The 16,994-nt window shown below is 35.4% G+C and carries 17 protein-coding genes and 1 pseudogene; 3 read left to right on the top strand and 15 right to left on the bottom strand.

Going from position 1 to position 16,994, the window contains the following annotated elements; genetic code table 11:
* Positions 1–36: 36 nt before the first annotated feature.
* The 3 genes and pseudogenes from PPA04_RS05350 to PPA04_RS05340 form a co-directional block, all read right to left on the bottom strand.
* Positions 37–2,787, bottom strand: a complete 2,751-nt coding sequence (locus PPA04_RS05350; protein ID WP_057783405.1) for a sigma 54-interacting transcriptional regulator — start codon at positions 2,785–2,787, stop codon at positions 37–39.
* A 203-nt stretch (positions 2,788–2,990) separates the two neighbouring features.
* Positions 2,991–3,635, bottom strand: coding sequence for an HAD family hydrolase (locus tag PPA04_RS05345; protein ID WP_057783406.1), 645 nt, complete (start codon positions 3,633–3,635; stop codon positions 2,991–2,993).
* 54 nt (positions 3,636–3,689) lie between these two features.
* A pseudogene (locus PPA04_RS05340) lies at positions 3,690–4,022 on the bottom strand (phosphoheptose isomerase family protein); the annotation flags it as partial.
* Positions 4,023–4,260: 238 nt separating this feature from the next.
* Here PPA04_RS05340 and PPA04_RS05335 point away from each other — a divergent pair.
* The 3 genes from PPA04_RS05335 (at position 4,261) to PPA04_RS05325 (ending at position 6,331) form a co-directional block, all read left to right on the top strand.
* A complete protein-coding gene (locus tag PPA04_RS05335; protein ID WP_057783411.1) occupies positions 4,261–5,010 on the top strand; it encodes a GntR family transcriptional regulator in 750 nt (249 codons plus the stop codon).
* Positions 5,011–5,282: 272 nt separating this feature from the next.
* Complete coding sequence (locus PPA04_RS05330) at positions 5,283–6,074, top strand: hypothetical protein (protein WP_057783414.1); 792 nt, start codon at positions 5,283–5,285, stop codon at positions 6,072–6,074.
* 50 nt (positions 6,075–6,124) lie between these two features.
* On the top strand, positions 6,125–6,331 hold the full coding sequence (locus PPA04_RS05325; RefSeq protein WP_057783416.1) for a hypothetical protein: 207 nt from the start codon (positions 6,125–6,127) through the stop codon (positions 6,329–6,331).
* A gap of 85 nt (positions 6,332–6,416) precedes the next feature.
* Here the strand turns inward: PPA04_RS05325 and PPA04_RS05320 are convergent, their stop codons facing one another.
* The 12 genes from PPA04_RS05320 to PPA04_RS05270 all read right to left on the bottom strand — a co-directional run bounded on the left by PPA04_RS05320 (position 6,417) and on the right by PPA04_RS05270 (position 16,977).
* On the bottom strand, positions 6,417–6,560 hold the full coding sequence (locus PPA04_RS05320; RefSeq protein WP_147206744.1) for a PRD domain-containing protein: 144 nt from the start codon (positions 6,558–6,560) through the stop codon (positions 6,417–6,419).
* Between the two features lie 163 nt (positions 6,561–6,723).
* Positions 6,724–8,343: a glucose PTS transporter subunit IIA gene (locus PPA04_RS05315; protein WP_229923069.1), complete on the bottom strand. Its 1,620-nt coding sequence runs from the start codon at positions 8,341–8,343 to the stop codon at positions 6,724–6,726.
* 9 nt (positions 8,344–8,352) lie between these two features.
* Positions 8,353–8,583: a PTS transporter subunit EIIB gene (locus PPA04_RS09690; protein WP_229923068.1), complete on the bottom strand. Its 231-nt coding sequence runs from the start codon at positions 8,581–8,583 to the stop codon at positions 8,353–8,355.
* A gap of 14 nt (positions 8,584–8,597) precedes the next feature.
* Positions 8,598–9,509, bottom strand: a complete 912-nt coding sequence (locus PPA04_RS05310; protein ID WP_057783418.1) for a DUF7916 family protein — start codon at positions 9,507–9,509, stop codon at positions 8,598–8,600.
* Positions 9,506–10,036, bottom strand: a complete 531-nt coding sequence (gene rpiB / locus PPA04_RS05305; protein ID WP_057783420.1) for a ribose 5-phosphate isomerase B — start codon at positions 10,034–10,036, stop codon at positions 9,506–9,508. The genes PPA04_RS05310 and rpiB overlap by 4 nt, the downstream gene beginning before the upstream one ends.
* Positions 10,037–10,046: 10 nt before the next feature.
* Positions 10,047–10,697 (bottom strand): ribulose-phosphate 3-epimerase, encoded by a 651-nt coding sequence (rpe, locus tag PPA04_RS05300; RefSeq protein WP_057783422.1) that lies wholly within the window; start codon positions 10,695–10,697, stop codon positions 10,047–10,049.
* Positions 10,698–10,749: 52 nt separating this feature from the next.
* On the bottom strand, positions 10,750–11,754 hold the full coding sequence (locus PPA04_RS05295; RefSeq protein ID WP_057783423.1) for a LacI family DNA-binding transcriptional regulator: 1,005 nt from the start codon (positions 11,752–11,754) through the stop codon (positions 10,750–10,752).
* 399 nt (positions 11,755–12,153) lie between these two features.
* Complete coding sequence (locus tag PPA04_RS05290; RefSeq protein ID WP_057783425.1) at positions 12,154–13,932, bottom strand: DUF2075 domain-containing protein; 1,779 nt, start codon at positions 13,930–13,932, stop codon at positions 12,154–12,156.
* Between the two features lie 32 nt (positions 13,933–13,964).
* Positions 13,965–14,276 (bottom strand): nucleotide pyrophosphohydrolase, encoded by a 312-nt coding sequence (locus PPA04_RS05285; RefSeq protein ID WP_057783429.1) that lies wholly within the window; start codon positions 14,274–14,276, stop codon positions 13,965–13,967.
* Positions 14,277–14,782: 506 nt separating this feature from the next.
* A complete protein-coding gene (locus PPA04_RS05280; protein WP_147206743.1) occupies positions 14,783–15,802 on the bottom strand; it encodes an SIS domain-containing protein in 1,020 nt (339 codons plus the stop codon).
* A gap of 13 nt (positions 15,803–15,815) precedes the next feature.
* The gene (locus PPA04_RS05275) at positions 15,816–16,649 is read right to left on the bottom strand and encodes a PTS system mannose/fructose/sorbose family transporter subunit IID (protein WP_057783431.1); all 834 of its coding nucleotides are present in this window, start codon (positions 16,647–16,649) and stop codon (positions 15,816–15,818) included.
* On the bottom strand, positions 16,639–16,977 hold the full coding sequence (locus PPA04_RS05270) for a PTS sugar transporter subunit IIC (protein WP_057783433.1): 339 nt from the start codon (positions 16,975–16,977) through the stop codon (positions 16,639–16,641). Before PPA04_RS05270 ends, PPA04_RS05275 begins: the two co-directional genes overlap by 11 nt.
* Positions 16,978–16,994: the final 17 nt, after the last annotated feature.

The raw sequence follows: 16,994 nt of genomic DNA, 5'->3' as shown, positions 1-16,994 counted from the left end.
CCTTTCTTAAAAGCTACACAAATCCCACGCTTTCAGCTATTCTATGTTAGATAAATCAACACGATTTTTTAAAATATCAAAAATAAATCCAATTTCTGAATCTGGAATCTTAACACTATAATAGTGTTGCATATCACTAAGCGCATCTTTTGTAATTTCAATGAAGTGTCCATAACACTGTTTAAATTTCCTCACATTATGATAATCCAGATTGGGTTCCCCCTGAACTACCCGTTCAAACATGAAACATAAATGCATGTATAAACTAATTTTTAAATACACACCCATTTTTGTGCCTAGGCTACGCTCCAATTTTGTTACGCAATTTTCCACTTGCTTAACTGTGACTGTTGGATCCAAAGTAGCCATATTATTAGCAATATTGTCGATTGTAAATGCACGAACCACACTACTATTCATGTCAGCTAAGTTTTCAGAAGTAAATTCACTTGGAAATGCAGTCATAAATACCGGATCGCCAATATCACGATTAATTAGCCCTTCGACTGATAGATAAGGAACCTCAGTAATACAAGGGTCATCTGTTCCAATGATAATTTTTACGTGATATTTACTAAAAATCGGATCTTTAATTCCGTTTTTCTTTAGTTCGTAAAAGTCTTTAGAAATAACCTTGATTTTGCCATTCGTATTTTCCCGAAGCAAATCTTGTAAATACTTTGCGGCGCCAATACCAGTAATGCAAGTTGTCAAAATCACATTTTCTTGTTTAGCTGGTTCAATAACAGTCAGTTTAGGAGTCCCATCCTTCGTACTTTGTTGTAATGCTAATTTATCGATGTTATTTTGAAGGATTTTATTACCAATGTCCAAAGCAATTTCAGTAGAAACACCAGAAATAATGGCAATTGATCCCTGATAAATCTTCTTTAAGCGTTCATCTAAATTTTTTAAAGATCCCATATCAACTAAGATAATAAGCGGCTTTGTTATATCAATTGTTTTAAAGTAAGCTCTTATCTCCCTAACAATATCATCAACACTCGCATCAAGTGGCATATCAAAGCTTTCATAAATATAACTTCCTAATAATCGGTTAACTGTAGAGGCCAAGCTTTCGGCCGTTGAATAGCCATGTGTAATAATAATGGCATTATTTTCTCGATCAATCATTTTTTGATTTTGAGAATAAATGAACGAAAATACAAATGCCTGATATAGCACAACACTATGAATATTGAATTGGTTTTTAACCGCATTCACAATTCTACCCGCTAATTGAATCTCATCTGGAAATTTTTGTTTAAGAATCAGTATCGTTTCATTCAGTTCATCAACCTCTTGATCATCTTCGTAATCATTGATATAAATGATTAATTTTGTTAATAAATTAGCACTACTATTAAATTGCGTAATTCCAATATTTATATACAGATTGGATAAAATGCTTTTTAATGTCTGTTCTAAATATTCCGAGAAGGCATTTGCCTTAGTCTTGCGCAAATCGAAAGAAATATAATCGATAATTTGATTTTCAATCTCACCAACTTGTTTATAATAGTGAGTTTCAGTGATTTTGTTTATGCTAAACGCCATTGATATTTTTATAAATTCATTCAAAAACTGATAAAGCTGATCACGTTCAATCGTATTTCGGCTCTTTATATGTTGCGATTTAAAATGAATTTGAATTTCATAATTTTTCGTCATCGATATATTATTAATATTAATAGTTTTCAAAAAATCATTGGGTAAACTATCAAGTTTAATATCAATGTTATCCACGTTTGGAGGTGTATGTAGAAGTGCTTCGGCACAAGCCAGCTTAGCAATACTGGCTAATTTACCTACATTTCCTTCATTCACATTTTGTATTAAAATCTGAACAACTTCTGACGTAATCCACAAATTACGTTGAATAGTTTGAGATTCTTTAAAAAACAACATTGTGATAAGATCAATTCGTTCTTTGCGCGTACGTTCTTGAAAATCTGGGATTTGAATCACCAGAGGAATTCTCCTTAAGAAAGTTTGAAGAAAATCTGTATTTCTCTTTTCAGTCGTCGCGAAAATTAAACGAGCATTTGATTTTTGCACACTTCCGGTTTCGCCAACTCGGCGATAGGTTCCTTTATCCATGTATTGAAAAAGTTTTTCTTGGTTTTCCGGATTAAGGCGGTGCACTTCATCTAGAAATAAATAACCGTCTTCAGCTTCTTTTAATAAGCCATCCTTTGTACTGTCAGCTCCGGTAAAGGCGCCTTTAACACTTCCAAACAAAATACTGGAAAGAAGCTCTGGGTTGTCTGCATACTCAGCACAGTTCAAAACCACCCATTTACCAGTAACCAATTTTTTTTGCCTAGCAAATTGGTAAGCAAGCTGGGCAATGAAGCTTTTTCCTACTCCTGACTCACCGACTAGCAACGTTGGTAAACCTCGTGGCGGATAAATAACGGCGGATTTTATTTGATCAACAACATCCTTTAAGCTTCCTTCACTACCTACTAATTCACCAAACGGATCTTGAATGACATCATTATCGTTCCTTTGAATATATTGAGTAACTTGATCGAATTCAGACTTATTAGCTTGATAGATCTTTTCATCCAAAAAGTAGACAGGTCGCGTGTTAACTTTTATGGCATCCCCATTGCGGACGAGCTCATTCAAATACAAACTGACAGTACTGCGTTGAATATCAATCTGTTTAGCGATGTCATTTGCCGAAACACCTAACGCATCGGTATTAAAAATGCTCTTACTTAATGTGCTAAGACATTCAATTACCTTTTCACGATTTGTTTTTTGTCTCTTGGTAGCCATGAATTTCACCTTCCTACTTTTTGAAAACGGTTCACAATACTTACAATGGTATCATAAGTGACTTTAAAATGATTGTGAAAATAAAATATTTGGTAGCCATTATGAAAAGAATAAAGACCCGTACTCAAAATGATTTTTAAAAAGACATTCTCAGAATAAAGCTTACTGGCTTCATTTTAGGAATGTCTTTTTAGTCTGTTTTATTATTCTGATATCCTTTGAAAATTCTGTAAAAGTTCTTCTAAACTGTTTACAACTTGATCAGCATAACTCTGGTCAATTCTATAACTTTTAGGTTTCAAAGCCCAAGTTTCTAAATCTGCACTTTTGGCCGCTTTAATACCTGTTACACTGTCTTCTACTACGATACAATCAGAAGCCGGCAATCCTAATTTTTTGAGGGCCATTTTGTATATCATCGGATCCGGTTTATTACGGCTTATAGTTTCTCCACTTAAAACAACGTCAAAATAATATCCTAACTCACATTCCTTCAACATTCTATTAATTTCATTTAATTCCCCTGCTGAAGCAAGTGCAATGGCAAAATCCATCTGCTGTAAATAACAAAGCAGACCACGAACCCCTTTATTTAATACCTTCGTATAGTCTATTGGATGCTTTACTCGATACTGCAAATACTCTTTCTCTAACAAGCGTCGTTGATCCAAATCGTTTGGAACTAGTACTTCCCAAATATGTTGATTAGAAGCTCCCAAGTAATCACTTAAATTCTCAGAACCCGGTTGAATGCCCTTCTCTCTGAAAAAGTTCAACCGACGATCTAAATATGCCGTCTCCGTATTCACGAGGACCCCATCCATATCAAAAATAACACCTTGTTTCATAAAGATCACCTCCTGACTCTTCTAAATTAAAAAGGGCATTCTGCCCTTTTTAAATTAATATTCTAGTTTCCACATGTAACGGCGTTTGCTTAATGGATGATTACGTGCAGCAGCTAATTCTTCAGCATACTTACGGAATACACCTGTCAATACCATAGGGTTAAAGTAATCAATTACATCTGGACCTGCAATTGATGATAGCCCAAAGTCTTTAGCATCAATTAATGTATATTTAGCATCAAATCGTTGTAAGAATGTAAGTGCCCGCATGTCCATTTTACGAGTTTTACCATCATTAGCATAAAGTAAGAATGGCGCATCCTTAACTGTTAATTCAAATGGGCCATGGAAGTACTCACCTGAATTATATGTTGGAGCGGCAATCCATACTACCCGACTTAACTTTCCATTTTTTTGTACGGCCTGAACAGCTTGTTTTGTGATGTCTGTAATTTGTTTTTGTACTTCCATACGTTTTTCTCCTTTTTACGCATACAACAACATACATCTAAATTACACACATATCATACCACGCTTTTTAAAAATATACAGCGCTTTCAAAAAAAGTTTATAAAAATAATTTATCAGTATATAATTGAGATAATAACTTTAAAGAGGAAAAAATATGAACAGCAAAGCGTTCGACAATCAATCTGTGCCAAAGCCGCTTTATGAACAATTGGCAGATGATATATATATAAGCATCAAAAATAACGATTACCCTGTGAGAACTAAGCTTCCTACAGAAAAGGAACTTCATTTGACCACTGGAATGAGTCGCAGTACTGTTCGTAAAGCACTAGACTTACTCGTGAAAGCAGATCTAGTAGTTAAAATTCATGGTAAAGGATCATTTGTATCCGGATCCAAGAAAGCAGCTAACACTGTCACTCATTTCACCAGTTTGACTGAAAACCTAGCCGAAATGGGAAAAACTGCTTTCAGTAAGGTGGTTAACTATGAATTCGTCAAACCGACGCACGATCAATGTGAGTTTTTCAATATCAATAAAAATTCAACTTTATTAATGATTGAACGACTTCGTTATATGGACCAAAAACCTTTTTGTATTGATACCAGCTGGTTTACAATTGATTTTGAGTCGCTTGTAAAGGAAGACTTAAGCGGATCCTTATATACAGTTCTACGAAAAAAATATTCAGTTAATCCCACTTCTGGAAGTAAGACCTTCACAATTACTTACGCCGGTCCAAATGCATCATTTTTGCTTGATGTTGCTCCCCAAACACCGTTAATGTTGATTCAAGATTCTGTTTATGACGAAAATGGGAAACCACTACATCTTTCCACACAACAAATCAGAAGTGATCGCTATAAGTACGCAATAAATCAGAAATCACTTATTGACAAATAAACATTTATATATTTTTTGAATTTTTTTAAAAAAATTTACCCACCATAACTTTTTGCATATAAAAGCTTCAAATCGCCTAATATCAAGCCTAGTTAAGCCCTTACCAAATAATCCGTTGCATTCGCTTTCTTTTCTTCCATTCTCATCAAATGCCAAGAATTTCGCATTTTAAATGCCCGACTTCCGACTACACAGATTTTTAAAGTGTGATAAGCTCTATAAATGTTATATTTTCACAGTTTTCATTATTAATAATATAAGGAGTGGTTAAGTTGGATACAATCCATTTGGAGAAGTTAAACGAATTGCAAGAGGTTATTGAACGGCGGACAATTAGTCGGTTTGAACAGATCGCGGACATGGCACAAACTATCGATCAGACAGATATTTGCAGCGAGACAACATTCTACATCCACGACACCTCACACTGGAGTACCGATTATAACAGCATCGTTTTTGATGCTCATCGCGGTATTCACAAGACTAAAATGACGACTAAGAAACTAATTAACCGGTACGCACGGTCAAAAGAGGCTAATTTTCTGCTGATGCAAGCCATGGGTCGCCAACTTTCTGTAAACAGATGTTGGCCCTACGTCTTAGGTAGCATTCAATTTGCCCCAACTGGCGGCCCTGTCAAGGACTCCACTCATTGGGTAGCCGTGCACCATATGAAAGATATTTATAAAGATCCGGCAGACGAAAAACGGATATATATAGTGTTTGATGGTGGCTATCGATTGAACGTACGAGTTGATTTCAAAACTTTCCACCGCAAACTTGAAATGGTTCGCCGCTATTATGATTTCCAGTTGGATCTCACAAAATATCTAGTTGGCCAATTTAATGGTGAGGTACACCTTTTGCCGAGTGATAGCTACCTCGCCACACGGATCCCACGTTCTCCTGATTTAGAAACATCTGAATATCAAAACTGCCGGGAAATTTTGATCCGAATTGCTTATCAAGTATTCCGGACAATGAATCCCGAAGATTACCATTTTAATGTTTTGGATATGGAGGCTGTCTACAAGGATACGCTACGAGATAAGGCAATGTTGTAAAAACTAAAAACCCCGCAATTTATAAAATGGTGAGGAATTTAAACAAAGATATGGAAAAAATGAAAGTTATGGATTTGAAATTACCCGGATTAGCCATTCAAATTCTGGTAGCCGGACGTCACACTTCACTTAATATGAACGGAACAATCAAGTATACAGTTTTCAAAACAGCAGAAGAAGCACTTGATAAGGCCCATCTAGTGATGGAAACTCTGGCAAAGGACTATTCGGAAAAGATTACTGTGTATTATATGTAAAAACAGTTTTTATTAAAGCTAAGCAAATCTAAAAAGCATCTTGCCTATGACGCCTTTTACTCAGTCATAGTGCAAGATGCTTTTCTCATTTCAATATTCTTTGAATCTGCATTGCCATTAACATGATCTCTTCATCTGGTAATTCATGACCAAATTTGATATCCATGTATTCTGATATTTTCTTAGCAATATTAAAAGCTCGTTCATTCTGGCTTTCAACAATCGCCAACTTAGCTTAATAGCTCCTACATTCATTATCAGTCTCATAGCTATGAAAATTAACTTTTAAGATTCTCTAAGTCATACAAATACATACAGCATAAGATTTGTGAGGATTTTCCTGCCAATAAAATTACTAATCTTTTAGCTTCCTAGTTACTTTTTAATTTCAATTAATCCGTCACCAATGTTGCCGTTTTTTTCACAGATGTGTCAATAATAATCTGGTCGTTATTCACATTTCCATAAGTTTCAGGCAAAACAGACTCATAATCATCTGTATTAGTGATAATTACAAAAACCTCTGGATCATATCCGGCTTTCTTTATTTTATCAATGTCGAAATCTACTAAAAGATCTCCTTTATGAACTTTCATCCCTTGTGTGACGTGACTAGTAAAGTACTTTCCATTTAATTCTACAGTGTCTATACCAATATGAATTAAGATTTCTGTTCCCAATAAGGAGGCTATCCCCAATGCATGGCCAGTAGGATATGCAACTCGGATAATCCCATCGACCGGTGACAAAACTTTTCCTTCAGAGGGAGTAATTGACACTCCTTCTCCCAAGCTGAGAGATGAAAACACAGGATCTTTGGCTTCAGATAGAGATTCACTCTTCCCAGTAACTGGGCTATAAATTTTTTCATTTTCAGCAACTGTTATCACATTAGCTTTTCCCTCGTTTAATTCAGTGCTGTCTTCATAACCAAAGAAGAAAGTTAAAATACTAGATAGAACAAACGCCAGAGCAATTGCAATTAGAAATGGCACAAAACCTTTTCCTACAAAGATTGGAATGCTTAAAATTCCAACCGGCCCAGCCGCAATTGCGGCACTATTAGCAGCGCCAGTAATAGCTCCTGTTATTGCACCTACTCCACACGCAATATAAAATGGTTTATTATACTTTAAATTAACACCATAAATTGAAGGCTCTGTGATACTGAAAATTCCTGTAATTGCAGCTGGTAACGCAACCTCTTTAACTGTCTTATTTTTGCTCTTAAGAAAAACTCCAAAGTCGGCACCTGCCTGCGCAAAGTTAGAAGGACCAACCATACCATTTATCGTGTTTCTACCATATAAAGCTAAGTTGTTATACCCAATTGGCACTATTCCCCAATGTAATCCAAACACTACTAGTACCTGCCAAGCACCACCAAAAATAAATCCACATACAATCGGACTTAACCCATATAATGCTGTATAACCAGAACCAAGTAGATCTCCTAGCCCAGTCATTACTGGACCAATAATAAGATAAGTTAAAGGAACCGTTATACCAATTGTAATCATTGGGGTCAAGACATTCTTTATTGTTGGATTAATATGAGACTCACAAAATTTTTCAATCTTGGACATAACATAAATTGAAAAAATAATTGGAAGTACCGATGAAGTATACTTAGCTCCAATAACTGGGATACCTAGAAAGTTCATTGAAACTCCCTTAGTAAAGGCATCTACCATTGTTGGATAAACCAAAGATCCCGCAACTACAAGTGATACAAACTGATTTGCTTTGAATTTTTTTGCAGCTGTAAGGGCTAAAAGAAATGGTAAAAAGTAAAATACAGCGTCTGATGCTGCATAAAAGATTTGATATGTTCCTGTTTTGGGGCTCATACCGAATTGAACCGTAAGCATCAAAATACCTTTTATCATTCCTGAACCAATCAATGGGGGAAGAATAGGTGTAAAAATACCAGAAATTAAATCTATAGCTTTGTTAAAGAAGCTTGTTTTTTCATCATCTTCAGGTTCGTCATTATTCGTCAAATTTAACATTGGAATTATTTAATCATATATATTTCCCACTGTATTACCAATAACAACTTGATACTGTCCACCACTATCAACAACTTGTAATACATCTTTTATGGCCTCTGTTTTTTCTTTATCAGCTTTGTCTCGATTAATCAGTTTAAATCGAAGTCTAGTTGCACAATGAACCAGACTTGAAACATTTCCCTTCCCGCCAGCACTCTCGAGAATCTTTTGAGCCGCTTCCTTATAAGATTTTGCCATCTTCTACACCTCATTTATTTATTTGTACTTGCCATTCGGTAATACGTATATGGTTTCCCCTTCAATGAAAAGGAAAGCTGCTGAATGTTCTCCGGGGTTGTACATCCAGAAAATCCTCCGTCGCCGATCGCATTAATATCGGCACCAGTTTCTTTCATTTTTAAAGCTATTTGTCGAATTGTGTCAGTATCTGAGCCTTCTACTGAGCTGTTTAAAAAACACATGGCTAAAGTGCCAGATTTATATTTATGAATTAATTGAACTAACTTTTGTATATCAGACACACTAATTCCGCTTCGTGAACCAGGAGCTGGCAAGTCAATCACATCAGCACCGGCATCAATTAATTGTTTTATTATTTCTGTAGAATCATATGTAGCAAGTGGATCTCCCAACACCTTTTCATCAATACCATCTTCCCATTTTCCTGAAAAAATAAGCATATCTTCCCCACAAACTTCTCTTGCTAATGCCGTAGTTGCTACAATATCTTCAATAGAAGTCCCTGTCCCAGGATTACCACCCAAAACGATGAAGTCCGCCCCGATTTCTTTGGCCTTAAGTAAGTGTCCTTTTGTAGCTGACATTCCACGCTTATCATAAATTTTTTCATCTGTATTCGAGTCTTGTTTGGTACATCCCAAGTAGATTCCGATAGGTAATTTCACACGTTCTTTCAAATCATGTAGCGAAAGATGCTGCATACCAAGATTTCTATCTGGATTATCGAGATTAAAGGTATTTAATAAGATCATATCCGCTCCAAAAGCACCTAATAATTCTGCGTTGGTAATTCCGCGCACTAAGCCCTCACTTGCGAATAGCAAATGTTGCCCTAACACGACCCGTCCTTCAGATTTAAAAATAGATCTCTTTAAGTCTCTCCCTGTCATTTCCTTAAAATCACTGCCACTTGCACTAATCATACGTACAACATTTTTTTCATTTTATTTTCTCCTCGGTCAGAATAACGACTATCTTCTGAATTTTTAACCTTGTTAAACAAATTATCATGCCTAGTTTCAATTGCCCTAATTTCATCAACACGTCTTAAATGTCTACCACCAATAAACTCAGCAGATAGCCATTCTGAAACGATCATTTTGGCTAATTCAGGACCCACAACTCTAGATCCAAACGCCAAAATGTTTGTATCATTATGTTGCTTTGATAATTTTGCCGAATAAGGTTCGCTGCACACTACTGCTCTAATATTCGAAACCTTGTTGGCAGCTAGTGAAATGCCCACTCCAGTCCCACAAATTAGAATTCCACAATCATATTCATGACTGGCTACTTTCTCGGCTACTAGCTTTCCATAAATTGGATAATCCGTTCTTTCATTCGTATATGCCCCAAAGTCATCTATACTATGTCCAAGGCTTTTAACATATTCAATAATTTGTGGCTTTAATTCTAGACCAACGTGGTCCGACCCAATTGCAATTTTCATAAATAATCTCCTATAAGTGTTTCAATTCTGGGATGAGGTTCTGATAACTTTCCTTTTTTCCGAATAAGGATGAAGTTCCTACGATGAATCCCTGAACACCGATCTTTCCGAGAGTTTCAATTTTCTGTGGTGAAATAGCGCCATCTACAGAAATTTCAAAATTATAGTCTTTTTTTATCATGGTTAATTTTTTGATTTTTTTATCCACAAAATCTAAATATTTTTGACCAGAAAATCCAGGATTAACCGTCATAACTAAAACATGTTCAACAATTTCCAAAAGAGGCTCTACTGTACTAATGGAAGTGCCAGGATTAAGCGCAATTCCTGCTTCTTTTCCCTCGGCATGGATCAAATCAATCGTTCTAGCTGGATGCAAATCAGCTTCTGGATGGAAATAAATAATACCAGCTCCCAAATCAGAAAATAGCTTGATATATTTATTGGGATTCATGATCATTAGATGGGCATCTAAGGGCTTTGTTGCAATCGAAGCAATATAGGCATAATCTTGCAGTCCCATACCAAAGTTCGGAACAAACTGTCCATCCATAATATCCATATGAAAAATATCAGCCCCTGCACTCTCTAAATTTCTAACTTCGTTTTTCAAATTACTAAAATTTGCGCACATCATCGAAGGACAAATTATTTTTTCCATTTTTTAAACCTCCATTATTTTGGGTAAACGTTTACTCATTGATCAAAAAAATTTAGGTAGTACCACGCACAATCAGCTGCACTGGAATTTTTTTAACGATTTCGTCTCTGGCTAAGTTTTCCCCATTCATTAATTTAATCAATTTACCGCTTGCTTCTTTTGCCAATAAAATTTCATTTTGACGAATAGTTGTTAATTGTGGCGAACAATAACTTGCAATAGGAGAATCATCAAATCCCATAATCTTCAATTGTTTTGGTACTTTAATCGACAAATCATGCGCTACCAATAATATATTCGCTGCTAAAGTATCACTAAGCGCAAAAACTCCTAGCGGTTGCTTTGAGCCGTTCATCTCATCTTGTAAGAATTTTTTAATTTGTTTTTGTTGATCGTTTTGACTTCCATTACTGACAATCAAAGATCCAAATTTTTCTACTTTTTCTTTAAAAAGGGTTTCCTCAAAACCACGAACACGTTCAGATCCAGAAGAAGATTGTTCATCGTGTTTTACGATAGCTAAATTTTCTGTCTCAGCTAACAAAAATTCAGTTGCCATCACCGCACCTTCATAATGATCAGACCCAACAAAAGCAATAGTACTGTCTGCAGGGCTTCTATCAATACAAATTACTGGTAAATCATCTGGTAAATTTTTTCGGTCAAAAGTTTTAAACCCAGATATTACAATAAGACCATCAACTATTTTACTTTCGAGAATTTTCACGTATTCCAATTCTTTATCTCTACTTCTAGCAGTATTACAAATGATAGTTGAATATCCTTTTTCAAAAAGGTTTTTTTCAATTATCTGAACTGTATTTGAAAAAAAAGGATTTGTTATGTCCGGAACCAGAATGCCTACTGTATAAGATTTGTGCATTCTCAAACTTTTAGCAACGTTATTCGTTTGATAATTATTTTCTCGAATAACTTTTAAAACCTTTTTCCTTGTTTCTTCAGAAAACCTTCCATTGTTGTTAATAACCCGAGAAACAGTAGCCACTGATACCCCGCTTAATTCAGCTATCTTTTTGATTGATATCTTTTTGTTCACAAACGTGGCCTCCTTGCGTAAACGTTTACTCAGACAGTATACCGCCGTTTTTTTATCTGTCAACAGATTCTAATATGTTAGATACCAACTGTCACTCAACTCTAATTTTTCTTTCTGGCACCCTATTAGAACCGACAGTGTAGATTGCCATTAGTACGAAATAAATGTCTACTAAAAATCTTATTCAGTGAATAATCCAAATGTGATTTTCCGGAAATTGCAAGAACAAGCTAGCCATCATGTATGTGCTAACTGAACCGGCACTTGAGGAATTACAACTAGCTCTATTATTTAATCAGATTAAAAAAATAAAAACCACTCGTGAATGATTCGACTAGATTCATATTCAGCCAAATGTTTCATAACCGGTTTCCAATTTATTTGAATACTAACTTTTAGTTATCTCAAATCACGTTCTGCTTGCATTTGAAGTAATTTATCCTGTAGTGCAGGATCCACAGCATAAATGTACAATCCATTTACACCTCGAGTAAGTAATACATTAAGTTCATTAGCAAGTAACTCTGTACCAACTTTCACTTTGCTACCATCCCTCAAAGTGCGCTTGCGAACAGCCTTTTTATTCCAACTTGCATCTGGATCAAAAATGACTTTGCCATTCCGGTACTTTACAGAAGGTCCAATGATAACCCCACTGTAATTTAAATCAAATCCCTGAATGGTGTATGTGGAGCCAATTTCATTTATCGTTTGCGGTTGCTCAGCCCAAGCTAAATCTCGATTATTTCTTTTCTCTTCTTTTGTTTGGTTTATTTGTAAATTCCAAGGTTTTCGCCATTTCCCAACAGTTACATACCAATAGTTACTGCCATCCACAGGTTTCACATCTGGTTTCTTTTTATCAACATACTTCCAGTCAAAAGTAGCCAACATTCGAGAAAGACCATTCTTATTACTTTCTTTCTCGGTAGCATGCTGTTTAACTGCTGCCTCTAATTCTTGTGGCGACTTAAACACTTTTAAATCATATCCACGATCATCTTTGGGAATAACCGTAATTTTTCTTCCAAACACAAAATCATGTATCCAGTACAACGTTGCAGGACTGGCATCCATCCTCATTTGATTATGTAATTGAATGAGATTTTTTTGCTGGGCTGCACGTTCTCTTAAATCATCTATTTGAGAAGTTTCCCAAAATTCTTCCGTAGTTAACATTTGATGTTTATCAAAAATAACAATTGTAACTTTGGCTCGTTTTAAGATATCTTCGAGTTGATTTTTCCCTCGATATGATTGTTTACCTTGGGTCCATAACAAATGGGCTTCATCGACTAACACCACATCTACCGGATGATTTTCATCGTGCGTATTAATAAAATGAGTGGGTTTATTAACAATATCTTCAACATCTTTATCTAGATCCAATTTTGTCGCAATTTGCTTATAAACTTTAAGTTGTTGATCATGGTTCACCAACAAGTAATTATTCAACACTTTGTTGTTCACAGTTTCATTGCTTAACAGATAGAACAAGCTACTTAATAGAACGGTTTTACCAGATCCAGCTTCGCCTTCCACAAAAATTAACTGACCAGTTTTTTCTTTCTTAATTGCACTTTCTACTTTTTCTAGAATTCTATCTCTAGAAGTTGCTTGTTCTGAAGTCAGAGAATGAAACGGTGATGCCTTAAAAATAGCAGAATCTCTAATAACTCTTTCAACCGGAAACAATTCAGCATTTTTCTGTCTTAGTTTTCTCCAAATCTTAGAGAACAATGGTTCCATTTCATCACTCGTATAATACTTATTCTGGCTGTTAGTGCGGCGATTATCTAACTTCTTTACTGCGTCGACACTGGCTAGATAAAGCATCAGGCGATTTTCAATGTCCAACGTAAGTGACTTGTTAAAATGCTCATGTCCAATCACCAGCATCTTTACATCGTCTTCCTTAGACAACCGATTCCAATCTTCTCTGTCTTTTGGATCCTCGTTTAAATGCTGAAAGGTTCTTCGACTAATATCGTTTGTCTCCCCAACATAAACTTCATAAGTTTTTGTCTTCTGATTTTGCTTGCTGTAAATAATATAATCGGTAGGATAATCTAATAGTAATTCTTGTTTTTTTGAATTATCTTCAAGGTTAGCCTTGAGGGCCTCAAGAGCCTGATCATCATACCTTATTTCTTCAATTATTGGAGATTTTAATGACATCTTATCCGCTCCCTTAACCACTCATTTAAAACTTACTTATCATCAAAATTCCATTTTCTGTGGTCATTAATATTTAGCTTACTTTGAATAATGTCGTATGGATTGACGCCTAACTTATCACACATATAAAACGCATAAATTAAAGTATCTGCAATTTCATCTTCAAGATGCTTTCTTTCTTCAGCAGAAAGTTCATGATCACTATCTTTCCATTGGAATATTTCAAGAACTTCACTAGCTTCCAAGTTCAGTGAAAGCGCGAGATCTTTTAAATTATGGTACTTCTGCCAACCACGGTCATTTCGAAACTTAATAATTTCATCGTGTATTTCACTATAATCCATGATTTTGCCTCCAAAATTCTTTAAACTTAGGTCTATTTCTAGGGTTACTAATTTTCCTAGCTACAACACTTATTTCAACTGAATAAATAAAAAAAGTAGTGATTGTCACTATCCAATCACTACTATAAACGGCTAAACCATGCATTTCAAGTGATTCTTTAATTTGAATCAGATTCAATACAAAGCTTTATTTTCATCTGTTTTATTATCTTATTGATTGATCTAATAAACTAAATTTGATAGTCTAACAAAAGGATGCCGAGGATAGGTTGCTTATTGCAAACTGACAGTCTAGTTGGTGGTCACATTCTATAATGGAATGTGATTTTTTTGACTCATAATAGCAAAAAGATGTTCAGAGTGAGTTCTCCAACATCTTTTAATTCGATTTACAAGCTCTTACATAGTCGGGATAGTTTTAAATAACTGTCTCAGTTTAAGTTAAACACATATCAAAGCTGAAACTGAAAACATGACTGTGAAAAACTTCTTTATCAATATTTATATTAATAGTCAAATTGACGATAATATCTTCTAAAGTCTAAATCATGCCCTCTGTACATATGATACCAATATGCCAGACGATCATCTAGAATAGAACTAAAGATCATCGGGGTTAACATGACACGATACTCATCATCGATTCCATCAAAAACAAAGTCCTTAGTATCAATCACCTCTACCTTATTTGTGTGTTGTTTAACAAACCGTTCCACTCTTTCGTCAAGCGGACGATATTCGTCTTCACCTTTAATTACAAACACTGGTAAAGTATTATCTACTATTTCAAGAGGACCATGAAAGAAATCAGATGATCGAATAGGACGTGTTCTTACCCATTGCATTTCTTCCAAAATGCACATAGAGAATAGTTCAGTTGCTGCCCATGTCATACCAGATGCAACAAGCATAGTTAAAGGCTCATTGTAATATTTTTCAGCAATAGATTTTGCTCTAGGATCAAAATCTTCCCTAAATTTAAGTAAATTTTTCCCAATATTGACCATTTGGTCTGCCCAACGGTCGTAATCATCAAAGAATCCCCAATTATGGTAAATTTTTAAGGTAAGGAAATAATACAAAAGATACGAGCCATCCGTACCACCTACCGGATGATAAATTGGCTTTTCTAACATCTGTGCAAGTGGAGAATCAGCCTTACCTGTCAGTCCATATACTTTATATCCTTTTTTATTACAATAACGAACTGCATCTAGAATTTCTGTAGTATCACCTGAAACAGAGTTGGTCAAAATTAAACTATCTGCAGAGAGATATGGCATATCTTTTTTCAAAACCATTTCTGCAGCAGTTTCTACGTATACCGGAATGTCGGCCAAATGACGTAGATAAATTGCAATTGGTGTCCAGGTAAACACCGTCCCGCCTTGACCAATCATAATGATATTTTTATATTTCTTCTTTGAAAGCTCATCGGCTAACTTTTCAACTTCTGTGCGTAGTCCATATACTGTCTTTGCATTTTCCAAAAAATTATTTGAATCAAATCCACGTAAATTTATCATTGTATTTATCTCCTTATGCTCCTAAAATTCCTACATATGCCGCGCCAATGCTAACCACTAAAATAATTAGCATAATTAGCATTGGATTCCACTTCTTCTTTAACATGAACCACATCAAGCCAAACAGACCAAGTGTGACTAGACCTGGCAACACTCCATCAATCAAAGATTGTACAGTCTGAGTACTTTTGCCTAATCCAATTTTGGTAATAAAGTTCACTTTAACCATATCCATGGTCATGGCCCCAACGACCATCATCCCAACAACAGATGCATATTTTGTAACTTTATCCATCAAGCCTGAGCTTTGAACCTCAGACATAACATTTGTTCCTAACCCATAACCTAAAAATGTACCAAAGTATCTGATAAGAAAATGGGGTACGTTAAAGGCTAGGAGAAATAATATAGGTCCTAAAATGCTACCCTTTAACGCTAAAGTAGTACCAATACCTGTTGCCAAAATTCTTAGTGTCCCCCAAAAGAACGCGTCCCCAATACCGGAAAGTGGGCCCATTAGGGCTGCTTTAACATTTTGTATTGACGAAGTATCAAAAGTTAAGGCTTCTGCATTAGATTCTTCCATTGCACCGGCTATAGACATAGGGAATGTGCTGATATAGGGAGTTACATTATAGAGTGTGAGTTGTCTGGTTAAAGCTTTGCTTAAATTCTTTTTATCAGGGTATAATTTTTTAAGAATGGGAATTAAGGCCCAACAAAATCCAACATTATCCATTCTTTCATAATTCCATGACGCTTCCATTGGAAAGCTCCGCCAAAAAAGTTTTTGCAGATCTTTCTTATTTATTTCATGTTGATACTCTGGAGTAAATTTAAAACTCATCAAAACCATCCCCTTCCGTCTTAGTACCCGTCAAAGAACTCTGTTCTTTCTTATCCTGTTGCTTATCGATAAATATATACATTATTATTGCTAGTAAAACAGCAAAAACTGCAACACCTGTTGTATTCAAATGTGCATAAGCAACTAAGAAGAATCCCAGAAAAAAGAATGGTGCAACTTGTTTATTCCAAATCATTTGTGCCAACATTGCAAAGCCCAATGCAGGTAACAAGTTCGCAGCTATCCCCATCCCAGTGGAAACAAATTCTGGAATATTACCAATTAATTTTGTAACCGCACTGGATCCAAAGTAAAAAGCGATTGGCACACCAACTAAAACCTAAA

The organism is Pediococcus parvulus, assembly GCF_007990205.1.
Taxonomy (GTDB): Bacteria; Bacillota; Bacilli; order Lactobacillales; family Lactobacillaceae; genus Pediococcus; species Pediococcus parvulus.
This window is presented reverse-complemented; position numbering and strand designations above follow the sequence as displayed.